Here is an 18,016-nt window from a genome sequence, read left to right as displayed (position 1 = left end):
TTCGTCATGTCGTCCATCATCGCGGCCCGTCGCCGCGCCCTGCTCGCCGCCACGGCCTGCCTGACCGGGCTGGCGGCCGGATCGCCCCCCGCACTCGCGAGCGGCCGGGCCACCCCCTTCGCCGGCGAGACCATCTTCGGCGACAGCCTCAGCGATGGCGGCGACTACGCGATCCTCGCCGGGCTCGGTGGGATCGCCCGCTTCACCACCAATCCCGGCCTGACCGCAGCCGAAGATACCGGCCTGGCCTTCGGGCTGGCGACGAAGGCCTCGCTGCTTGGCGGCACGAACTACGCCGTCGGCGGCGCCGGCGTACTGCACAATGCACCCGCGCAGGCCGCTTTCGTGCCGACCGAGACGCAGGAGATCACCGCCTATCTCGCCGCCCATCCGACTCTCCGGCAACCAACTCACCTGGGTCGAGGCGGGCGCGAACGACCTGTTCTATCACGGCACCGCCGTCGCCGCCGGACAGTTCGCGGCCGCGACAGGCCTGTCGCCGGCGCTGATCGCCAGCCTCGAGGGCGTGTCCGCCGTCGAGACGCCCGCCCAGGCCTCGGCTGCGATGATCGCCGCCGGCACCCAGGAGGCCGCCCTGGTCGCGCGGCTTCAGCAGGCGGGCGCGAAGGCGATCATCGTCGTCAACGTGCCCGACACCAGCCACACCATCTCCGCGGCCAACGGCGAGAAGCTGGTATCCGGCACGCTCGCGGAGCAGAGCCTGCTGTCGAGCCAGTTCAACACCGCGCTCAACACGGGGCTGGCGGGAGCGCAGTCTGGCGTCATCGCGGTGAACCTGCATGCGCTGTTCAACGAACTGGTCGCCGACCCGTCCGCCTTCGGCATCACCAACACCACCCAGACCGCCTGCACCACCGGCTCGTCGATCCAGTGCACCGCCTCGACGCTTGCGGCGGCCAATGCCGCCAGCACCTATCTGTTCGCCGATGGCGTGCACCCGACCTCGACCGTGCACAGCTACGTCGCCGATGCGATCGTCGCCGAGATCGTCGCCCCGCAGCTCGTCTCGCTGCTCGGCGAACAGCCGCTCGCCGCCCTGGACCAGGAGCGCGACACCGTGTTCGGCGAATTGCTGGCAACCCAGGCCCGTCCCCACGCCGGCCTGCACCTGTTCGCCGCCGGCAGCGGGGTGGTGCAGCGCGTCGCCGGACAGACCTATCTGCCCACCGCCCATGCGGTGACCGGAACGATGACCGTGGGCGCGATCGAGACCCTGCCGCGCGGGTTCAGTCTCGGCGTGGAAGTCACCGGCGGGGTCGGCCATCAGGATACCGCCACCGCCCCGCTGGCCTTCGACAGCGACACCGTCGGCGGCACGCTGTTCGGCCAGTATGCCGCACCGCGCGGCTTCTATGCCGCGGCCCTGGTGGGCGCCCAGCGACTCGGCTTCTCGTCGATCTCGCGCCGCTTCGCGATCGGCCCGCTGATGCACACCGAGATGGGCACGACGCACGGCACCGCGTTCCAGTCCGCACTCACCGCCGGCTGGTGGTTCGGCAATTCGGCCCTCAAGGCCGGCCCGTTCGTCGCGCTGGCCTATATGGACACCGACATCGACGGCTATGCCGAACATGGCAGCGACGCGACCGCGATGTGGTTCGGCCGCCAGCGTCGCCAGTCCCTGCCCGGCAGCGTCGGCGCGCGGCTGCAGGCCAGCATCACGCTGCGCGGTGTCACGATGCGCCCCTATGCGGAGGCCGCCTATGTGCAGGATTTCGCCGCCGAGACCCGCACGGTCGAGGCCGGTCTGGTGACGCTCAATGGCCGCTTCGCCATGCCGGGTTTCACCGGCGACCGACGCTGGGGCGAGGCGCAGGGCGGCATCGCTCTCGACTTGACGCCGCGCCTGGGCGCGCAGATCGGCTATCTCGGCCGCTTCGCCGGCCGCACCACCACCTATAACGGCGGCAATGTAAGTGTAAATTATGCGTTCTGAATGACATCGGGCGGTTCGGACCCGGCGCCAGCCACTCCAGAACCGCCCGAAAAATTCAGAAGTCCTTATGCTTCTTTTTCTTCAGAAAAAGAAGATCAGATCGCGCTTCTGACCCATTCCTTGAGCTGGCTCTTGGGTGCGGCACCCACCTTGGTCGCCGCCGGCTTGCCGTCCTTGAACAGGATCATGGTCGGAATGCCGCGCACCGCATACTTGTTCGGGGTGAGCGGGTTGTCGTCGATATTGACCTTGGCGACGGTCAGCTTGCCCTTGAACTCGGCGCCGATCTCGTCGAGTGCCGGGGCGATCATCCGGCAGGGGCCGCACCATTCGGCCCAGAAATCGACCAGCACCGGCCCTTCGGCCTTCAGCACATCGGTCTCGAACGTGTCGTCGGTCACGGCGACGGTGTTTTCGCTCATGGCGGTCATCACTCCTTGGGATCGCGATCCCGGTTTGCCGAATCAGATGCGCTCTCGACCGGCGCTAATCAAGCGTCGCGTTCCCCGCGCCGGGCGCATGGCGGTCGAGCACCGGATCGGGGAGCAGCATCGCTTCCGGCCCCGCGGTCCAGATCAGCCAGCACAGCACCTGCCGGCCGGGATGGATCGCCCGCAGCAGCGCGCGATAGGCGGCCATCTGGCGCAGATAGGCGACCGGCACCTGGTCGAGCCGCTCGGGCGGCCGCCGCCCGGTCTTGAAATCGGCGACGATCACCAGCTCCGGCGTGATCGCCAGCCGGTCCACCTGTCCGGCGATGACCAGCTCGCCGACACGGCCGGCAAGCGCCTGCTCGGCCCGCGAACCGGGTCCGAACAGCCCGGCGAGACGCGGATCGTCGATCAGCGCCAGCGCCTCGTCGATCATTCCCTCCGCAGCACCGGCGAGATCGAGCCCCGGCGAGGCCAGCCAGGCGCGCGCGGCGTCGCGGCGCATCGCCGGGGCCAGGTCGGGGAGATATTGCAGCAGCGCATGCAGGGCCGTGCCACGACGACGCGCCTCGTCACGCCCCCGCTCCCCCCCGCCGGCGAGCGCCAGCGGCGATTCGGCCACCGGTGCGGGGCCGAAGGCGACATCGTTGGGGCGTGAGGGCGCGAGCGGCTGCGGCAAGGCCGGCTCGGCCGGCGGCGGACCTGCCTGCCAGAGCGGTGCGCGCCCCAGCCAGCCCGGCAGCGGGGCGGGCACGGATGCCGCTGCGCGCGGTGCGGCCTCGGCGACATCCGGCCAGCCGGGATCGGTCAGGGCGAGTGCCTCCCCCGGCCAGAGGCCGAACCCTCGGCGCTCGATCCCGGGCGTCGCCTCGAACGCCGAGGCGACGCGGGCATACCAGCAGCGCGGATCGAGCTTGTCGGTGCCGCGCCAGCCACAGACCAGCAACTGGTCGGCGGCACGGGTCAGCGCCACGTAGAGCAGCCGGTTGTATTCACGCAATTCGGCGGCAGCGACCGCCTCTTTCAGCCGGTCGGCGGCGGGAAACCCATAGGCCGCACCGGGCAGCCAGAGCGGCAGCTCGGCCGGCGCCTGCCCGATCCCATCGGCATCCCAGCCCGTATCCGCCGCCGCATGCGTCGCCCAGAGCAGCCCGGTCTTCGACCTGTCCGGCAGCCCGGTGGTGTCGGCGAGGATCACGCAGCTCGCCTGCAGCCCCTTCGAGCCGTGCACGGTCATCAGCCGCACCGCGTCGCCGGCCGCTTCCGGCTCGGCGCGGGTCTCGGCATCGTTCTCGCGCAGCCAGTGCACGAAACCCTGCAACGAGACCGGATGGGTGGTGCTCCAGGCGAGGGCGGCCGCCATCAGCTCGTCGATCGCATCGGCCGCCTCCGGTCCCAGCCGGCGCAACAGCCGCGCCCGGCCGCCAAGCCCGGCCAGCGCCTCCGACAGCAGCGCCTGCGGCGGGTCGAAATCCACCCGGCCGAGCAGGCGCGCGATGAACGACCGCGCCGCCTCCCATTCCGGGCGCTCGGCCGACCGTCGGCCCAGCTCCTCCCACAGCGTCCGCCCCGGCGGGCGGTGCATCGCCAGCTCCATCATCTGCGCATCGGTGAGCCCGCCGAGCGGGCTGGTCAGCACGCAGGCCAGCGACAGATCGTCCTCGGGCAGCAGCAGCACGTCGCACAAGGCGAGCAGATCCTGCACCGCCGGCCGGTCGAGCAGCCCGGCGCGCAGCAGGTTGACCACCGGCACGCCACGCCGCTTGAGCGCGCGCAGCAGCAGCCTGTCCAGCGCAGTACGCCGCCGCACCAGCACCAGCATGTCGCCGGCGGTGATCGGCCTTCCCTCGGCGCCGGGCGTGCCGATGCGGGTGGCGATACGCTCGGCCAGCGCCTCGGCAAGCTGCTCGACCGGGGTGATGCGGCGCAGATTGCCCCCCGGCGCCCGCCACGGGCCGTCCGCCACGTCCGCCTCGCTTTCCGGCTCACCCTCATCCTGCGGCAGCGCCAGCGGCCACAGCTCGATGCGGCCGGGCACCCCGGCGCGGGAAGCAAGATGGCGCGGCACCGGCTCGCCCGGCTCGGCGACGCCGTCGGCGGCGACCGGATCGGCGAACACCCGGTCGACCAGGTCGAGCACGGTCTGGGTGGAGCGGAACGACACCACCAGCTCCGGCCGGCGCCACAGCAGCCCGGCGCCGGTGACGCGCTGCTCGAAGCGCTCGCGCCAGTCGCGGAACGCCTCCGGGGCCGCCCCCTGGAAGCCGAAGATCGACTGCTTGAAATCGCCGACCGCGAACACCGTTCGCGGCGACGCCGCGTCGTGCTGGCCGGCGCCTGCGAAGAAATCCGCCGTCAGCGCGCCGGCGATCTGCCATTGCAGGTCGGAGGTGTCCTGCACCTCGTCGAGCAGCACGTGGTCGAGTCCGCCATCGAGCTTGAACAGCACCCAGGCCGCCCCGGGTTCTTCCAGCAGGTCGCGCGTGCGGGCGATCAGGTCGTCGAACTCGACCGCACCGCGCGCCTGCTTGGCGAGACCGTGCGCCGCCAGCGCCGGCTCGCCGATTGCCAGCAACAGCCCGGTCAGCCGCACCGCCTCGGCCCCGCACAGCGCGGCATGGGCGGAGGCGACACGCTCGGCCTCCATGCCCAGCGTGTCGGCCAGCCCGTCGATCTTCCTGCCCAGCGCCTCGTAGCCGAGCGTACGCGGCTTCTTCGGCTGCATCTTCTCGGTCAGCCACGCCTTGCGCCAGACCGGCCAGTCGCGCGCCTGAGGCGGCAGGGCGAGCTGGTCGAGCAGCTCCAGCGCGATGCGCCGCCCTCCCTCGGCGCCCTTTTCCGACAGCACCATCAATGCGGCGCGCAGCCCGTCCGCGTCCGGCGGGCTGACCGCGGAGAGGCGCAGGCTGGCAAGATCGCCACCCGCCAGTTCGAGCGCGCGGCCCAGGGCCGCAACGAACAGCTCCGCCCCGCGCCCCTGCAAGGCGAAGGCCGGCAGCAGCCGCGCCTGCGCCGAGCGCAGCAGGCCGATCAGCTCGCGGAAGCCCGGCAACGCCGCCAGCGGCGCGAGCGCGTCGATCCCGGCCACCGCGCCCGCCAGCACCGCATCGGTCGCCTCGTGCAGGCTGCGCTCCGATTCGCCCTGTTCGATCAGCCGGAAATGCGGGCTGATCGCCGCCTCGAGCGGAAAGCGGCGCAGCAGCGACTGGCAGAAGGCGTGGATGGTCTGGATGCGCATGCCGCCCGGCAGGTCCAGCACCTGCGCGAACAGCGCCCGCGCCGCCGCCCGCCCGGCCGGCCCACGCAGCGCGCCGAGCTTGCCTAGGGCCTCGTCAAGTCGGGCATCGTCCAGCGTCACCCAGCCGCCAAGCTCGCGATTGAGCCGGATCGCCATCTCGGCCGCCGCCGCCTTGGTGTAGGTCAGGCACAGGATCCGCGTCGGCGCGGCACCCGCCACCACCCGGCCGGACGCAGCATCGCGCCGCGGCAGCATCAGACGCAGCAGCCGATCGATCAGCAGCTTGGTCTTGCCCGAGCCGGCGGAGGCGGACACGAACACCGAGGCCAGCGGATCGGACGCGGCGAACTGCGCGGCGAGGGCGGACGAGCGCTCCATGCTCAGGACGCCTCGCCGATCGTCGCCGCCCACTCGCCGTGGCGGGCGAGTTGCCGGTAGTCGGCATAGCGTGGCTCGCGGCCGGGACGCGGATGCGACAGATAGGCGCGTGCGGGATCGTCATACTCGGCGATCAGACGCAGCAGCCCCTCCCAGGCGGCCTCGGCAAGCGCACCCGGATCGCCCTTCAGCGGCTTCGACTCGCCGGCCGGCTCGCCACCGGACAGCTTCCAGTACGCCATCGCCTCGACGGTGGTCGCGGCGACGCCGGCGAACGCCCCGCGCAGCGCCATCGCCGCCTCCAGCGGAAGCTGCGACATCCAGCCGGCGGCGACATCCTTGTCCTGCGGCACCGTGCCGGTCTTGTAGTCGAGCAGCGCGACGCCGCCCGTCCGCGTGACATCGAGCCGGTCGGCGCGGCCGCTGAGGGTGAAGGGCGCATGCCCGTCCGCCGGCGTGAAGCGGACCTCGCCCCGGCACTCGGTGCGTGTGTCGGTCACGCCGAGCTCCGCCCGCCAGTCGCGTTCCGCCCCCGCCACCCACCCGGCGATGCGCCGCAGACGCGGCCGCCACCACGCGCCGAGTGCCGCCGAGACACGGGGATTGCCGGCCAGCCGCGCCGCCAGCGCCGCATCGAGCGCCTCGGCCAGCGCCGCCTCGGGCGCCGCACCGGCGACGAGCCCGGCCAGGCGCGGCCCGTCGCCAAGGATGTCCGCGAGCCCCTCATGCACGATCTGGCCGAAATCGCTCGCATCGGCACTCTGCTGCGGCGGGTCGAGGCGGCGCAGGCGCAGGATGTGCTTCGCGTGGATCGCATACGGATCGGCCTTGAGCGTGTCGATCTCGGTGACCGAGAGCGTGCGTGGCCGCAGCGCCACCGGCGGGCAGGGCTGCGGCGGCCGGACCGGCTCCGCGACACCCCCCTCCGGCCGGTCGAGCGCGCGCGCCCAGCCCAGCGCGGGATGCGCCGGCACCGCCTGCCCGCGCCCGGCGAGGAACGCATCCAGCCGCACCAGCCAGCGCGACGGCACCAGAGGCGCCCCCTCGCGACGGCGCGACACCGACAGCACGATCTCGGGCGCGGCACAGGCGAGGGCAGCAAAATCCGCCGCCGCCGCGCCCACCGCGCGCTCCGGCGAATCGAGCCCGAAGCTGCTGCGCATCGGCCGGCTCAGCCACGGACCCGGATCGGTCGCCGCCGGCCACACCCCCTCGCCCAGCCCGGCGAGAATCACCATGTCCACGCTCTGCAGCCGCGCTTCCAGCAACCCCCAGACGAACAGCCGCGGATGCTCCGCCGCCACGCCGCGCCCGCGCAATGCGCGCCGTGTGCGCACCGTCTGAGGCACGAGGGCCGTGTCGAGGAACCGCCCCAGCGAATCGCGGCGCATCGGCGGCAGCCACTCACTCTCGCCGATCAGCGCCGCCAGCGCGGCCGAGAGTGCTGCCCCCTCCTCGCCCGACCACAGCCCGCCACCGTCCGATACGCTCAGCGCCTCCGCCGCCTCGATCACGGCGGTGAGCAGCGTCGCCAGTTCCCCCTCCGCGCAGCCGAGCAGCGGTGCAACCGCCTGCTCGAGCCGGTCGATCAGCCCGACCAGTGCAGGATCGTCGCCTTGGCGCGAGGCCGCCAGCGCCGCCCGCAGCCCGGCCAGCCCCGGCGCCGGGCGCGGCCCGCGCAGGCAGGCCAGTTCCAGCCGCCGCGCCAGCGCCCGACATGACGCCGCGCCGAGCCCGAGCGTGACCAGGGGATGTTTGAGCAGGGCGAGCAGCGGCACCGGCGCGAAGCTTTCGTTCACCGCCTCCAGCAGCAGCCGGATCAGCACCGCCGGCGGCGTGGCGGAAAGTGGCTCGCCGACCGAATCCTCGACATGCACGGACCAGCGTCCCAGCGCGGTCACCACCCGTGCGGCGAGCGCGCGATCGGGCGTGACCAGCGCCGCCCGTCGCCCCGGGATCTCCAGCGCGTCGCGCAGTGCGAGCGCGATCGCCTGCGCCTCCTCCTCGGCATCCGCCGCCTCGATCCGCGACACTCCCGCAAGCTCGGCCGGGGCCCGATCGGCCAGCCAGTCGCCCAGGCCGGTCTCCGGCAGCAGCACCTGACGCAGCAGCGCCGTCCGCCCCTGCGGGACCACCGTCGATGCCGGCCACGCGACGACCTCCTCCCGCCGCGCACCGAGCGCTTCGAGCAGACGCCGCAGATCGGCCTGCGGGTGCGTCTCGCCCAGCGCCGACCAGTCGCGCTCCGTCAGGTCGAGATCGAGCCCCGGCAGCACCACCACGCCCTGCGGAGCGCGCGCGACCGACGCCAGCAGTGCTGCCGAAGCCGGGTTGGTGACCGAGATGCCCGCCGCGACCAGCCGCCCCGGAGGCGGCCTCTCACTCCAGGCCTGCGCCCGTAGCCGCAGCGCGCGCATCTGCCGCTCGACCGGGTCGATCAGCCCCTGTTCGGCCAGCCAGTCGGGCCAGAAGCGGGTGACGATGTCGAGAAACTCCAGCGTCACCCGCCAGTGCTCGGCGAAATCGGCCGCGAACCCCTCGCCGAGTGCGCCGCGCAGCGCATGCCCGAGATCGATCTCGGCGCGCTGCGCATCATCGAGCAGCCGCGCCAGTTCGCCCGCCATCTGCCAGGCCAGATCCGGCGGCAGCGCCCGGCCCGCCGCCCGCTCGCGCGCATCGATCAGCCGCGACAGCACCGCCAACCGGCGCACCGGCTCGACCGCCGGCGGCAAGGCCAGCACATCCGCACCGAAACCCGACCCCAGTGCCAGCGACTCGTCATCCAGCCCGCCGATCGCCGCGATCCTCGGCAGCAGCAACGGCCGCCCCTGCGTTACCCGCAGGAACGCCTCGCCCAGAGCACGCGCCGCACGCCGCGTCGGCAGCAGGATCAGCCCGTCGCCCGGGTCGTCCGGCGCGGCCAGCCAGACAGCGGCGAGCGTATCAAGAAAAGGTGCCCCCGACGGGATGGTCGCGATATGCATGCCAGCCTTGATTGTTCTTTCCCGAAAGAAAGAACCAAAGAACTTTCAAACGTCTTTTTGCTTCTTTTTCTTCAGAAAAAGAAGGTCCCTACCTCAGGTCGTCGGCACCAGATTGGCCGCGTCACGCAGCATTTTCTCCGCGTCCGGCAGGTCGAGCGGGCGGGTGAAGTGAAACCACAGCGAATCATGCACCAGCCCGCGCAGCCGGCCCGCCTCCAGCGCACGGTCCCAGGCCAGATTGAGGCTGAACGGCCCGGCAGGCATGTCCGCGACCAGGGCGGCGGTGGCGATCTGCACCCCGGCATAGAGATAGGGCACGATCTCGCGCTCCTTCGGTCGGCGCGGGATGCCGAGCGGATCGAGGGCGAAATCGCCGCGCGGCGAGGCGCTGCCGGTGACGAACGCCCCGCGGGTCAGCAGCATCAGGCTGTCCTCGCGCGCCGGGTCGAACGCCTGCGCCAGCCGGTGCAGGACGGGAATCGGGCCGTCGAGCCACACGCTGTCGGCGTTGACGATGAAGAACGGCGCCTCCGCCGGCAACAGCCCCTCGGCGAGGGCGGCGCGCACTGCCCCGCCCGTATCCAGCAGCGACGCCTCGCGACGCAGCGTGATGCGTGGATGCCCGGGCTCGCGGGCCTCGCGCGCGGCCAGGCGGGTGGCGATCTGGTCGGCGTGCCAGTGCGCATTGACCACCACCTCCGACACCCCGGCGGCGGCGAGCCGGTCGAGCGCGCGGTCGAGCAGCGAGCGGCGCTGCAGCGTCAGCAGCGGTTTCGGCAGCGTCTCGGTCAGCGGGCGCATCCGCCGACCCAGACCGGCGGCGAGCAGCATCGCCCGGCTCGGCATCGCGACCGCCATCAGCGCGGCCAGATCGCCGGGATCGCCGGCATCGGCGCCCCCGACAGCCGCACCACACGCGCCTCGGCCTCGCCGCCGAGTTCGATATGGATACACAACGCGCGTCCGGGGCGCAGGGTCTCGAGCCGCTCCGGCCATTCCACCAGCACCACGCCCTCACGCGCATCGTCCCAGCCGAGTTCCTCCAACCCGTCCGGCCCGGTCAGCCGCCACAGGTCGAAATGCGAGACGGTGAAGGGGCCGTGCTGCGGATGCAGCACCTCATAGGACTGCACCAGGGTGAAGGTCGGGCTCGGCACGTCGAGCCCGGGATCGGCGGCCAGGCCGCGCAGGATCGCACGCACGAGCGCGGTCTTGCCCGCACCGAGCGCGCCGTCGAGCAGCACGCAGTCGCCGGGTGCCAGCACCTCGGCAATCGCCGCGCCCAGTTGCGCGGTCGCCACCTCGGACGGCAGCGCACAGGACGTCGCGGAGTCGGTCATCGGCGGATGATGGTCCGGCCGGTCGACGGGGGCAACGGGCAAGCGCGGCGGCGCGGGAGACGGGGCGATCTAGAGGGTTTTATGACCCCGCGTTTTCAGGCCTGCAAACCGCGCATTTGCTGCGCTTCGATGCTCGAAAACGCACGGTTTTCGGCTCAGACTCCGCAAGTCCATAACATCTTCTAGAGTGTCGGGATCAGGGCGTCGAGCTGCGCGAACTGCTCCCCCCAGCCGCTGGTCGCGCCCGAGGCCAGTGCCTCGTCGAGCGCCTGTGGGGACGGGTAGCGCTCATGCACGACGATCCGGGTCGCGCCGCCCTCCGACGTGAAGCTCACCGTCGTGACCTGCCCCTGCTCGCCGGCTTCCTCGTTGGTCCAGACGATGCGCGACCCGGCGACCACCTCGACATAGCGACCGAAGAACGCCATCGGCTCGGGCAGCGAGGGATGCGCCATCACCAGGCGATAGCTCCCGCCGGTCCGCATGTCGGCCTCGTAGGACAGGATGGTGCCGCCGAACGAGGCCGGTGCCCACCATTGCCGGAACAGCTCCGGCTGCGCCCAGGCCGCAAAGACAGCCTGCACGGGCGCGTCGACGCGCCGCGTGACGACGAACTCGGTGGGCGAGAGGCGCTCGGCCGTGGTCGGCCGGTCAATATCGGTCATTGTCGTTCTCCCTGTCGTTCGGCCAGACCTGTCACGAGCGTGTCGAGAGCGTCGAACCGCGCCGCCCAGACCTGGCGGCAGGCGTCGATCCACGCCGCTTCCCGGTCCAGGCGCATTGGGCCCAGCCGGCAGGTGCGGACCCTGCCGGTCTTGTGCGTGCTCACCAGCCCGGCCCGCTCCAGCACGCCCACATGCTTGCTCATGCCGGTCAGCGTCATACCGAAACGGCCGGCCAGCGCGCCGATCGACGCATCGCCGCGACCGAGTTGCTCGAGGACGCCCCGACGGGTCGCATCGGACAAAGCCGCGAACGAGGCATCGAGAGACGAACACTGAACCATGTGGTTCAGTGTTATAGCGATGCGCCCGTCACGTCGCAAGGCCTCGCGGGGCGGCGCGTTTTGCGGCATCCTGCGCGCAGGACAGGTCGATACATCGCGAGGAGTGCTCCTTGAGCGGAACGGGTCATCACAGCATCGGTGCCGATGTGGCCATCATCGGCGCCGGGCCGGCCGGGCTGTTCGCAGCCTTCGAATGCTCGATGCTGCGGCTGTCCTGCGTGCTCGTCGATTCGCTCGGCGAGACCGGCGGGCAGTGCGCAGCGCTCTATCCCGAAAAGCCGATCTACGACATTCCCGCCCATCCGGCGATCGAGGGCGGCGCGCTGGTGGCCGCACTCGAGGCGCAGATCGCACCGTTCTCGGTGCCGCGCCTGCTCGGCCGTCGGGTGGAGCGGCTCGAAGGGCAGGCCGGAGACTTCACCCTCGGCACCGACCGCGGCGACGTCATCCGCGCCAAGGCGGTGGTGATCGCGGCCGGCGCGGGCGCGTTCGGGCCGAACCGGCCGCCGCTGGACGGGCTCGATGCGTTCGAGGCCACCGGCTCGGTGCAGTATTATGTCCGCCGGCGGGAGGATTTCCGCGGCCGGCGCATCGTGATCGCCGGCGGCGGCGACAGCGCGGTGGACTGGGCGCTGTCGCTCAAGGACATCGCCGAGCGGATCTGGCTGGTGCACCGCCGCGACCGTTTCCGCGCCGCGCCCGAAAGCCTCGCCCAGCTCGAGGCCGCCGCCGCGGAGGGGCGCATCGAGAAGGTGGTCCCGTTCCAGCTCCACGGGCTGCACGGCACCTCCGGCACGCTGGAAGCGGTCTCGGTCGCCGATCTCGACGGCAAGGTCCGCCAGATCGACGCCGACCGGCTGCTGCCGTTCTTCGGGCTGTCGACCGATCTCGGCCCGCTCGCCGCCTGGCCGCTGAACGCCGAGCGCCATCACATCCCGGTCGCACAGGCGACCTGCGAGACGGCGATCGCCGGCGTGTTCGCGATCGGCGATGTCGCGACCTATCCGGGCAAGCTGAAACTGATCCTCCAGGGGTTCAGCGAAGGGGCGATGGCGGCGCATGCGATCCATCCGATCGTGCATCCCGACACCGCGCTGCATTTCGAATACTCGACCTCCAAGGGCGTTCCGGGGGGCGTGCCGGGGGGCGCATCGTCGGGCGTGGCGGGCACGCTCGTGGAAGCGGCCGGAGCCTGACCGCACCCATGCCTCGCGCGGCGCCCGACCCCGCCCTGCTCGACGAGAAGGAGACGCGGGTCAGCGCGGTGTCGGGCGTGCTGGAAATCGATCTCGGCGCGATCGCCGCCAACTGGCGCACGCTGGCGCAGCGTGCGCCAGGCGCGGAGATGGCGGCGGTGGTGAAGGCCGATGCCTACGGACTCGGTGCGAGGCGCGTGGTACCGGCCCTGCGCGCCTGCGGGGCGCGCAGCTTCTTCGTCGCACAGCTCGGCGAGGCGCTGGAGATCGTCGACCTGATCGGCGACGGCGCCGCACTCTATGTGCTCAACGGCCTGATGCCCGGGCTGGAAGGCGCGTGCGCGGAGGCCGGCATCCGGCCGGTGCTCAACAGCCTCGACCAACTCGATGCCTGGGCGGCGGAAGGCCGCAGGCGGGGCCGCGACCTGCCGGCCGCGCTGCAGCTCGACAGCGGCATGTCGCGCCTCGGCCTGTCGCCCGATGAACTCCAGCGCCTCCGCCTGCGTCTCGACGCGCAGGACGGCGACACATCCCCGCTCGACGGCGTGCGGATCACGCTGGTGATGAGTCATTTCGCCTGCGCGGAAATCCCCGAGCATCCGGCCAATGCCGCGCAGGCGGCGGCGTTCGAGCATGCGCTTTCGGGACTGTCGGCGATCCTGCCGGACGTGCCGCGCAGTCTCGCCAATTCCTCGGGCATCTTTCTGGGCCCGGCGGTGCAGTACGAGCTGTGCCGGCCCGGCATCGCGCTCTATGGCGGCAATCCGACGCCCGGGTGGCCGAACCCGATGCGGCCGGTAGTGCGGCTGTATGGCCGGGTGATCCAGACCCGGGTGGTGCCGGAAGGCGCGGCGGTGGGCTATGGCGCGACGTGGCGCACCGCGCAGGCCAGTCGCATCGCCACCGTGGGCATCGGCTACGCGGACGGGTTCCTGCGCAGCAACTCCAATCGCGGCCATCTGGTCTGGCCGGAACGGCCCGGGATCGCCCTGCCGATCGTCGGCATCGTGTCGATGGACTGCCTGACCGTCGACATCAGCGCACTCGGCCATCAGGAGCTGCCGGCGGGGACCGCGCTGGAGCTGATCGGACCGCAGCGCAGCCTCGATGCCGTCGCGCAATCGGCCGGCACCATCGGCTACGAGCTGCTGACCGGGCTCGGCCGACGTTACCAGCGAATCTATCTCGACGCAGAGGAGCAGAATTCTTGCGGGTGATCGTCCTTGGCGCCGGCGTGATCGGCGTAAGCTCGGCATGGTATCTGTCCCAGCTCGGCCACGAGGTGGTGGTGATCGACCGCCAGCACGGGCCGGGCTTCGAGACCAGCTTCGCCAATGCCGGCCAGGTCTCGCCGGGCTATTCGACGCCCTGGGCCGCGCCCGGCCTGCCGCGCAAGGCAATCCGGTGGCTGCTGGCCAGGCACGCGCCGCTGGTGATCCGTGCACGCGCCGATCCGGCGATGCTGCGCTGGATGATGCAGCTCTATGCCAATTGCACGCCCGCCGCCTACGCCCGCAACAAGACGCGCATGCTGCGCCTGGCAGACTATTCGCGCGACTGCCTCGACGCGCTACGCGAGGAAACCGGCATCGCCTATGACGGGGCGCAGAAAGGGCTGATCCAGCTGTTCCGCACGCAGGCACAGCTCGAGCACGCCGCCGAGGACATGGCGATCCTGCGCGAATCGGGCATCGAGCACGAACTGCTCACCCCAGCGGCGATCACCCGGTTCGAACCCGCACTGGCGCGGACACAGTCGCTGCTCTCCGGCGGCCTGCGCCTGCCGGGCGACCAGACCGGGGATGCGCATCTGTTCACCCGCAACCTCGCGGAAATGGCGCATGCGGCCGGGGTGGTGTTCCGCTACGACAACGCGATCCACGCGCTGATCAGCGACGGCCACAGCATCGAGGGCGTGCACGTCGCCACCCCCACCCACTCGGGCAGCGGCGACGAGATCGTGCGCGGCGATGCCTATCTGGTCGCACTCGCCTCCTATACCCCCGCGCTGCTCGCTCCGCTCGGCATCAAGGTGCCGGTCTATCCGGTGAAGGGCTATTCGCTCACGCTGCCGCTGACCGACGCCGCTTCCGCACCCGCCTCCACCGTCAACGACGAGACCTACAAGGTCGCGATCACCCGCCTCGGCGAGCGGATCCGCATCGGAGGCACGGCGGAGCTGACCGGCTGGACGCTGCGGCTGTCACCGGACCGCCGCGAGACGCTGGAGAAATCTTTCTCCGAACTGTTCCCCGGCGGCGGCGATCTGTCGAAAGGCCAGTATTGGACCGGCCTGCGCCCCAACACGCCGGACGGCACCCCCATTGTCGGGGCGACGCGCTATCACAATCTCTGGCTCAATACCGGCCACGGCACGCTGGGCTGGACGATGGCATGCGGCTCGGGCCGGCTGATCGCCGACCTGATCTCGGGACAGCGGCCCAACATCGAATACCAGGATCTGGCGATCGGGCGTTACCGTTGAGCGAAGCGTGCAACCCGCGCGGCGCTGCGGTGCTGATAGTATCAAGGCCGATATGCGGTCCGACGCCGATGGCCTATACTGTTCGTGAACGAAATTAACCCGGAGGACTGGTCTCGATGAGTACGGCAACGATGGCGACCCAGGCGGCAGAAAAAGGGGGGTTCATCGCGGCACTCGACCAGAGCGGCGGTTCCACCCCCGGCGCGCTGAAGCTTTATGGCATTCCCGAGAGTGCGTATTCGTCGGAAGACGAGATGTTCGCCCTGATGCACGAGATGCGCGTGCGCATCATGACTGCGAAGCCCTTCTCCGGCGACAAGGTGATCGGCGCGATCCTGTTCGAAAAAACCATGGACGGCACCGTCAACGGCACCCCCACCCCCACCTATCTGTGGGAAACCAAGGGCGTGATCCCGTTCGTCAAGATCGACAAGGGTCTCGAGGCCGAGGCGGACGGCGTGCAGATGATGAAGCCGATGCCCGGGCTCGACGAGCTGCTGGCGCGGGCGGCGAAGCTCGGCGTGTATGGCACCAAGGAGCGCTCGGTGATCCGGCTGGCCTCGGAAAGCGGCATCAAGGCGATCGTCGCGCAGCAGTTCGAGATCGGCGCCCAGGTGGCGAAGCACGGGCTGGTGCCGATCCTGGAGCCGGAAGTGCTGATCAAGAGCCCCGACAAGAAGGCGGCCGAACAGATCCTGCACGACGCGGTCAAGGCGGAGCTCGAGAAGCTGCCGGCCGAGGCACGCATCATGCTCAAGGTGACGATCCCCGAGGTGCCGGACCTGTATGACGACATCGCCGCCGACCCACGCATGGTGCGTGTCGTCGCACTGTCCGGCGGCTATCCGCTCGACGAGGCCTGCGCCAGGCTCAAGCAGAACCATCGGATGATCGCCTCCTTCTCGCGCGCGCTGATCAGCGATCTCAAGAAGGACATGCCGGACGCCGAGTATGAAGCGACCCTGGGCAAGGTCATCGACGAGATCTACGACGCGTCAGTCAACAAGGTCTGACGACCCGCCGACGATGGCACCGAGGCGGGTCCGCACCGCCTCGGTGAGCGGCTGATAGACCACCAGGGCGAGATCGGGCCGGCCCTCGACCGCAAAGACCGAGTATTCGAACTCGACCGTGCCCAGAAGCGGATGGTGGAGCGTCTTGACGATCTCTCCAGGCGGTTCGCTCACCTCGCTGACCTTCCACAATTGGCGAAACAGCTCGCTGCGCGCGCAAAGCTCCTCGACCAGCGGCCGCATCTGCGCTTCCGCCCCGGCGCGGGCGGCATCGATGCGGAACGCGCCGACCACGTGCCGCGCCACCGCCGCCCAGTCCGGCTGCATCGCCCGGGCGCGGGGATCGAGGAACAGGGTGCGCAGGATGTTGCGTTCGCTCGCCGCAAGCGCGCCGTAATCGGCCAGCATCACCGTCGCACCCCGGTTCCACGCCAGCACGTCCCAACTCAGGCCGCGGATGATCGCCGGCACCGGGTCGAGCGCGTCGAGCACACGCTGCAGGCGCGGCGTCACCCCGCCGCCATCGCGCAGCAGCACCTCCGGACGACGGTTCAATCCGAGCAGGAACAGGTGTTCACGCTCGGTCTCGGTCAGCATCAGCGCCTGTGCGAGGCGGTCGAGCACCTCCGCCGACGGCGGACCGCCCCGCCCCTGCTCGAGCCAGGTGTACCAGGTCGGGCTGATATGGGCGCGCTGCGCCACCTCCTCGCGCCGCAGGCCCGGCGTGCGGCGGCGGCCCTTCGCCAGCCCGAGTGCGGCCGGGTCGAGACGCGCACGGCGCTCGCGCAGATAGGTGCCAAGGCACATGCCGCCGTCGGGATGCTGCCTCACCCGGCCTCCAGCCTATGGGTCATTATACCACGATAATGTTCCCCATTTTATAGCATACGCACCCGCGCCAGATGAAGCCGGTCCACCAGAACGGGGTTCGTCATGCGTATCTTTCTCACCGGTGCCACCGGCTTCATCGGCCTGCCGACGGTCGGCGAATTGCTGGCGGCCGGCCATCAGGTGCTCGGCCTGGCCCGTTCCGAGGCCGGGGCCGCCCTGCTGCGGGCCAGGGGGGCTGCCATCCAGCGCGGCGAGCTCGGCGATCTCGACAGCCTGCGTACGGGCGCGGCACAGGCCGACGCGGTCATCCATCTCGGCTTCATCCACGACTGGGCGAATTTCGCCGAGAGCTGCGCGGTCGACCGGCGCGCGATCGAGGCGATGGCGGAGGTACTGCGCGACACCGGCGGCCGGCTGCTGGTGACCGGCGGGCTGGTCGGCATGGCCCCGCCGGGACAGGCCGCGACCGAGAGCGACCGGATCGACCCCGATCACCCGTTTCCGCGGGTGTCGGAACAGACCGCGCTCGCTTTGGCCGCGGACGGGATCAAGGCGTCGGTGATGCGCCTGCCGCAAGTGCATGACCGCCGCAAGCAGGGCCTGATCACCCCGCTGATCGAGGTGTTCCGCGCCCGGGGCGCCTGCGCGATGGTCGGCGAGGGCCGCAACGTCTTCTCTGCGGCGGCGGTCGCCGACGTCGCGCGGCTGTACCGGCTGGCAATCGAGCACGATGCGCCGGGCGCGGTCTGGCACGCGGTGGCCGAGACCGGGGTGAAGATGGCCGACATCGTGCGCACGCTCGCGGCGCGGCTGGATCTGCCGGTGAAATCGCTGACGCCCGCGGAGACCGACGGGTTCTTCGGCCATATGGCGCGATTCGCCACCTTCGACCTCCCGGCGACGAGCAGGATCACCCGTGAACGCCTGAGCTGGACGCCGGTCGGCGCGGGTTTGCTGGAAGACCTGGCGGAGCTGATGCTGGAGGCCGGCTGAGACGACTCTCGGAAGTGGCCTGTTCGACCATATCGAGGTCGATTTGGCCACTTCCGAGGAACAACCTGCCGACGGACGCGCCACGCATCGTTATTTTCCATTTAATTACAATGCTTTATAAAACTGGCACGGTGGCTGCATAGAGCCCGGCAGGACCAACGTCC

General features: G+C 70.9%; 14 protein-coding genes. 6 read left to right on the top strand and 8 right to left on the bottom strand.

Going from position 1 to position 18,016, the window contains the following annotated elements:
* Window positions 1–322 precede the first annotated feature (322 nt).
* Window positions 323–1,957: an autotransporter outer membrane beta-barrel domain-containing protein gene (locus tag FHR90_RS08315; protein WP_176625052.1), complete on the top strand. Its 1,635-nt coding sequence runs from the start codon at window positions 323–325 to the stop codon at window positions 1,955–1,957.
* A 95-nt stretch (window positions 1,958–2,052) separates the two neighbouring features.
* On the opposite strand, the gene trxA is transcribed toward FHR90_RS08315, so the two are convergent.
* The 7 genes from trxA to FHR90_RS08280 form a co-directional block, all read right to left on the bottom strand.
* Entirely contained in the window at window positions 2,053–2,379 is a 327-nt protein-coding gene (gene trxA / locus FHR90_RS08310; RefSeq protein WP_176625054.1) for a thioredoxin TrxA, read from the bottom strand.
* Window positions 2,380–2,443: 64 nt separating this feature from the next.
* Window positions 2,444–6,004, bottom strand: coding sequence for a double-strand break repair helicase AddA (gene addA / locus FHR90_RS08305; RefSeq protein WP_183275035.1), 3,561 nt, complete (start codon window positions 6,002–6,004; stop codon window positions 2,444–2,446).
* 2 nt (window positions 6,005–6,006) lie between these two features.
* Window positions 6,007–8,988: a double-strand break repair protein AddB gene (gene addB / locus FHR90_RS08300; protein ID WP_183275034.1), complete on the bottom strand. Its 2,982-nt coding sequence runs from the start codon at window positions 8,986–8,988 to the stop codon at window positions 6,007–6,009.
* Between the two features lie 93 nt (window positions 8,989–9,081).
* Window positions 9,082–9,846, bottom strand: coding sequence for a nucleotidyltransferase family protein (locus tag FHR90_RS08295; RefSeq protein ID WP_183275033.1), 765 nt, complete (start codon window positions 9,844–9,846; stop codon window positions 9,082–9,084).
* On the bottom strand, window positions 9,846–10,328 hold the full coding sequence (gene tsaE / locus FHR90_RS08290) for a tRNA (adenosine(37)-N6)-threonylcarbamoyltransferase complex ATPase subunit type 1 TsaE (protein ID WP_176626137.1): 483 nt from the start codon (window positions 10,326–10,328) through the stop codon (window positions 9,846–9,848). The genes FHR90_RS08295 and tsaE overlap by 1 nt, the downstream gene beginning before the upstream one ends.
* Before the next feature lie 182 nt (window positions 10,329–10,510).
* The gene (locus FHR90_RS08285) at window positions 10,511–10,993 is read right to left on the bottom strand and encodes an SRPBCC domain-containing protein (protein ID WP_176626139.1); all 483 of its coding nucleotides are present in this window, start codon (window positions 10,991–10,993) and stop codon (window positions 10,511–10,513) included.
* On the bottom strand, window positions 10,990–11,334 hold the full coding sequence (locus tag FHR90_RS08280; protein ID WP_176626143.1) for an ArsR/SmtB family transcription factor: 345 nt from the start codon (window positions 11,332–11,334) through the stop codon (window positions 10,990–10,992). The genes FHR90_RS08285 and FHR90_RS08280 overlap by 4 nt, the downstream gene beginning before the upstream one ends.
* A 110-nt stretch (window positions 11,335–11,444) precedes the next feature.
* Between FHR90_RS08280 and FHR90_RS08275 the strand changes: the two genes are divergently transcribed.
* The 4 genes from FHR90_RS08275 (at window position 11,445) to FHR90_RS08260 (ending at window position 16,028) form a co-directional block, all read left to right on the top strand.
* Window positions 11,445–12,530 carry an NAD(P)/FAD-dependent oxidoreductase gene (locus tag FHR90_RS08275; protein ID WP_183275032.1) on the top strand — a complete coding sequence of 362 codons (1,086 nt, stop codon included), beginning with the start codon at window positions 11,445–11,447 and terminating at the stop codon, window positions 12,528–12,530.
* An 8-nt stretch (window positions 12,531–12,538) separates the two neighbouring features.
* On the top strand, window positions 12,539–13,747 hold the full coding sequence (gene alr / locus FHR90_RS08270) for an alanine racemase (protein ID WP_176624533.1): 1,209 nt from the start codon (window positions 12,539–12,541) through the stop codon (window positions 13,745–13,747).
* Window positions 13,738–15,015, top strand: a complete 1,278-nt coding sequence (locus FHR90_RS08265) for a D-amino acid dehydrogenase (RefSeq protein ID WP_176624534.1) — start codon at window positions 13,738–13,740, stop codon at window positions 15,013–15,015. The genes alr and FHR90_RS08265 overlap by 10 nt, the downstream gene beginning before the upstream one ends.
* A 116-nt stretch (window positions 15,016–15,131) precedes the next feature.
* Window positions 15,132–16,028, top strand: coding sequence for a fructose bisphosphate aldolase (locus FHR90_RS08260; RefSeq protein WP_176624536.1), 897 nt, complete (start codon window positions 15,132–15,134; stop codon window positions 16,026–16,028).
* On the opposite strand, the gene FHR90_RS08255 is transcribed toward FHR90_RS08260, so the two are convergent.
* Window positions 16,011–16,835: a helix-turn-helix transcriptional regulator gene (locus tag FHR90_RS08255; protein WP_183275102.1), complete on the bottom strand. Its 825-nt coding sequence runs from the start codon at window positions 16,833–16,835 to the stop codon at window positions 16,011–16,013. The genes FHR90_RS08260 and FHR90_RS08255 overlap by 18 nt on opposite strands.
* A 126-nt stretch (window positions 16,836–16,961) precedes the next feature.
* On the opposite strand from FHR90_RS08255, the gene FHR90_RS08250 reads away from it, so the two are divergent.
* Entirely contained in the window at window positions 16,962–17,852 is an 891-nt protein-coding gene (locus tag FHR90_RS08250) for an SDR family oxidoreductase (protein WP_176625557.1), read from the top strand.
* Window positions 17,853–18,016: the final 164 nt, after the last annotated feature.

Origin of the sequence: Endobacter medicaginis (genome assembly GCF_014192375.1) — a bacterium.
Classification (GTDB): Bacteria; Pseudomonadota; Alphaproteobacteria; order Acetobacterales; family Acetobacteraceae; genus Endobacter; species Endobacter medicaginis.
This window is presented reverse-complemented; position numbering and strand designations above follow the sequence as displayed.

What these genes read in the sequence shown, in the direction of transcription:
- FHR90_RS08315 (WP_176625052.1), top strand. Translation starts at nt 323, where the DNA reads ATGCACCCGCGCAGGCCGCTTTCGTGCCGACCGAGACGCAGGAGATCA.
- trxA (WP_176625054.1), bottom strand. Translation starts at nt 2,379, where the DNA reads ATGAGCGAAAACACCGTCGCCGTGACCGACGACACGTTCGAGACCGAT.
- addA (WP_183275035.1), bottom strand. Translation starts at nt 6,004, where the DNA reads ATGGAGCGCTCGTCCGCCCTCGCCGCGCAGTTCGCCGCGTCCGATCCG.
- addB (WP_183275034.1), bottom strand. Translation starts at nt 8,988, where the DNA reads ATGCATATCGCGACCATCCCGTCGGGGGCACCTTTTCTTGATACGCTC.
- FHR90_RS08295 (WP_183275033.1), bottom strand. Translation starts at nt 9,846, where the DNA reads ATGGCGGTCGCGATGCCGAGCCGGGCGATGCTGCTCGCCGCCGGTCTG.
- tsaE (WP_176626137.1), bottom strand. Translation starts at nt 10,328, where the DNA reads ATGACCGACTCCGCGACGTCCTGTGCGCTGCCGTCCGAGGTGGCGACC.
- FHR90_RS08285 (WP_176626139.1), bottom strand. Translation starts at nt 10,993, where the DNA reads ATGACCGATATTGACCGGCCGACCACGGCCGAGCGCCTCTCGCCCACC.
- FHR90_RS08280 (WP_176626143.1), bottom strand. Translation starts at nt 11,334, where the DNA reads ATGGTTCAGTGTTCGTCTCTCGATGCCTCGTTCGCGGCTTTGTCCGAT.
- alr (WP_176624533.1), top strand. Translation starts at nt 12,539, where the DNA reads ATGCCTCGCGCGGCGCCCGACCCCGCCCTGCTCGACGAGAAGGAGACG.
- FHR90_RS08260 (WP_176624536.1), top strand. Translation starts at nt 15,132, where the DNA reads ATGAGTACGGCAACGATGGCGACCCAGGCGGCAGAAAAAGGGGGGTTC.
- FHR90_RS08255 (WP_183275102.1), bottom strand. Translation starts at nt 16,835, where the DNA reads ATGTGCCTTGGCACCTATCTGCGCGAGCGCCGTGCGCGTCTCGACCCG.
- FHR90_RS08250 (WP_176625557.1), top strand. Translation starts at nt 16,962, where the DNA reads ATGCGTATCTTTCTCACCGGTGCCACCGGCTTCATCGGCCTGCCGACG.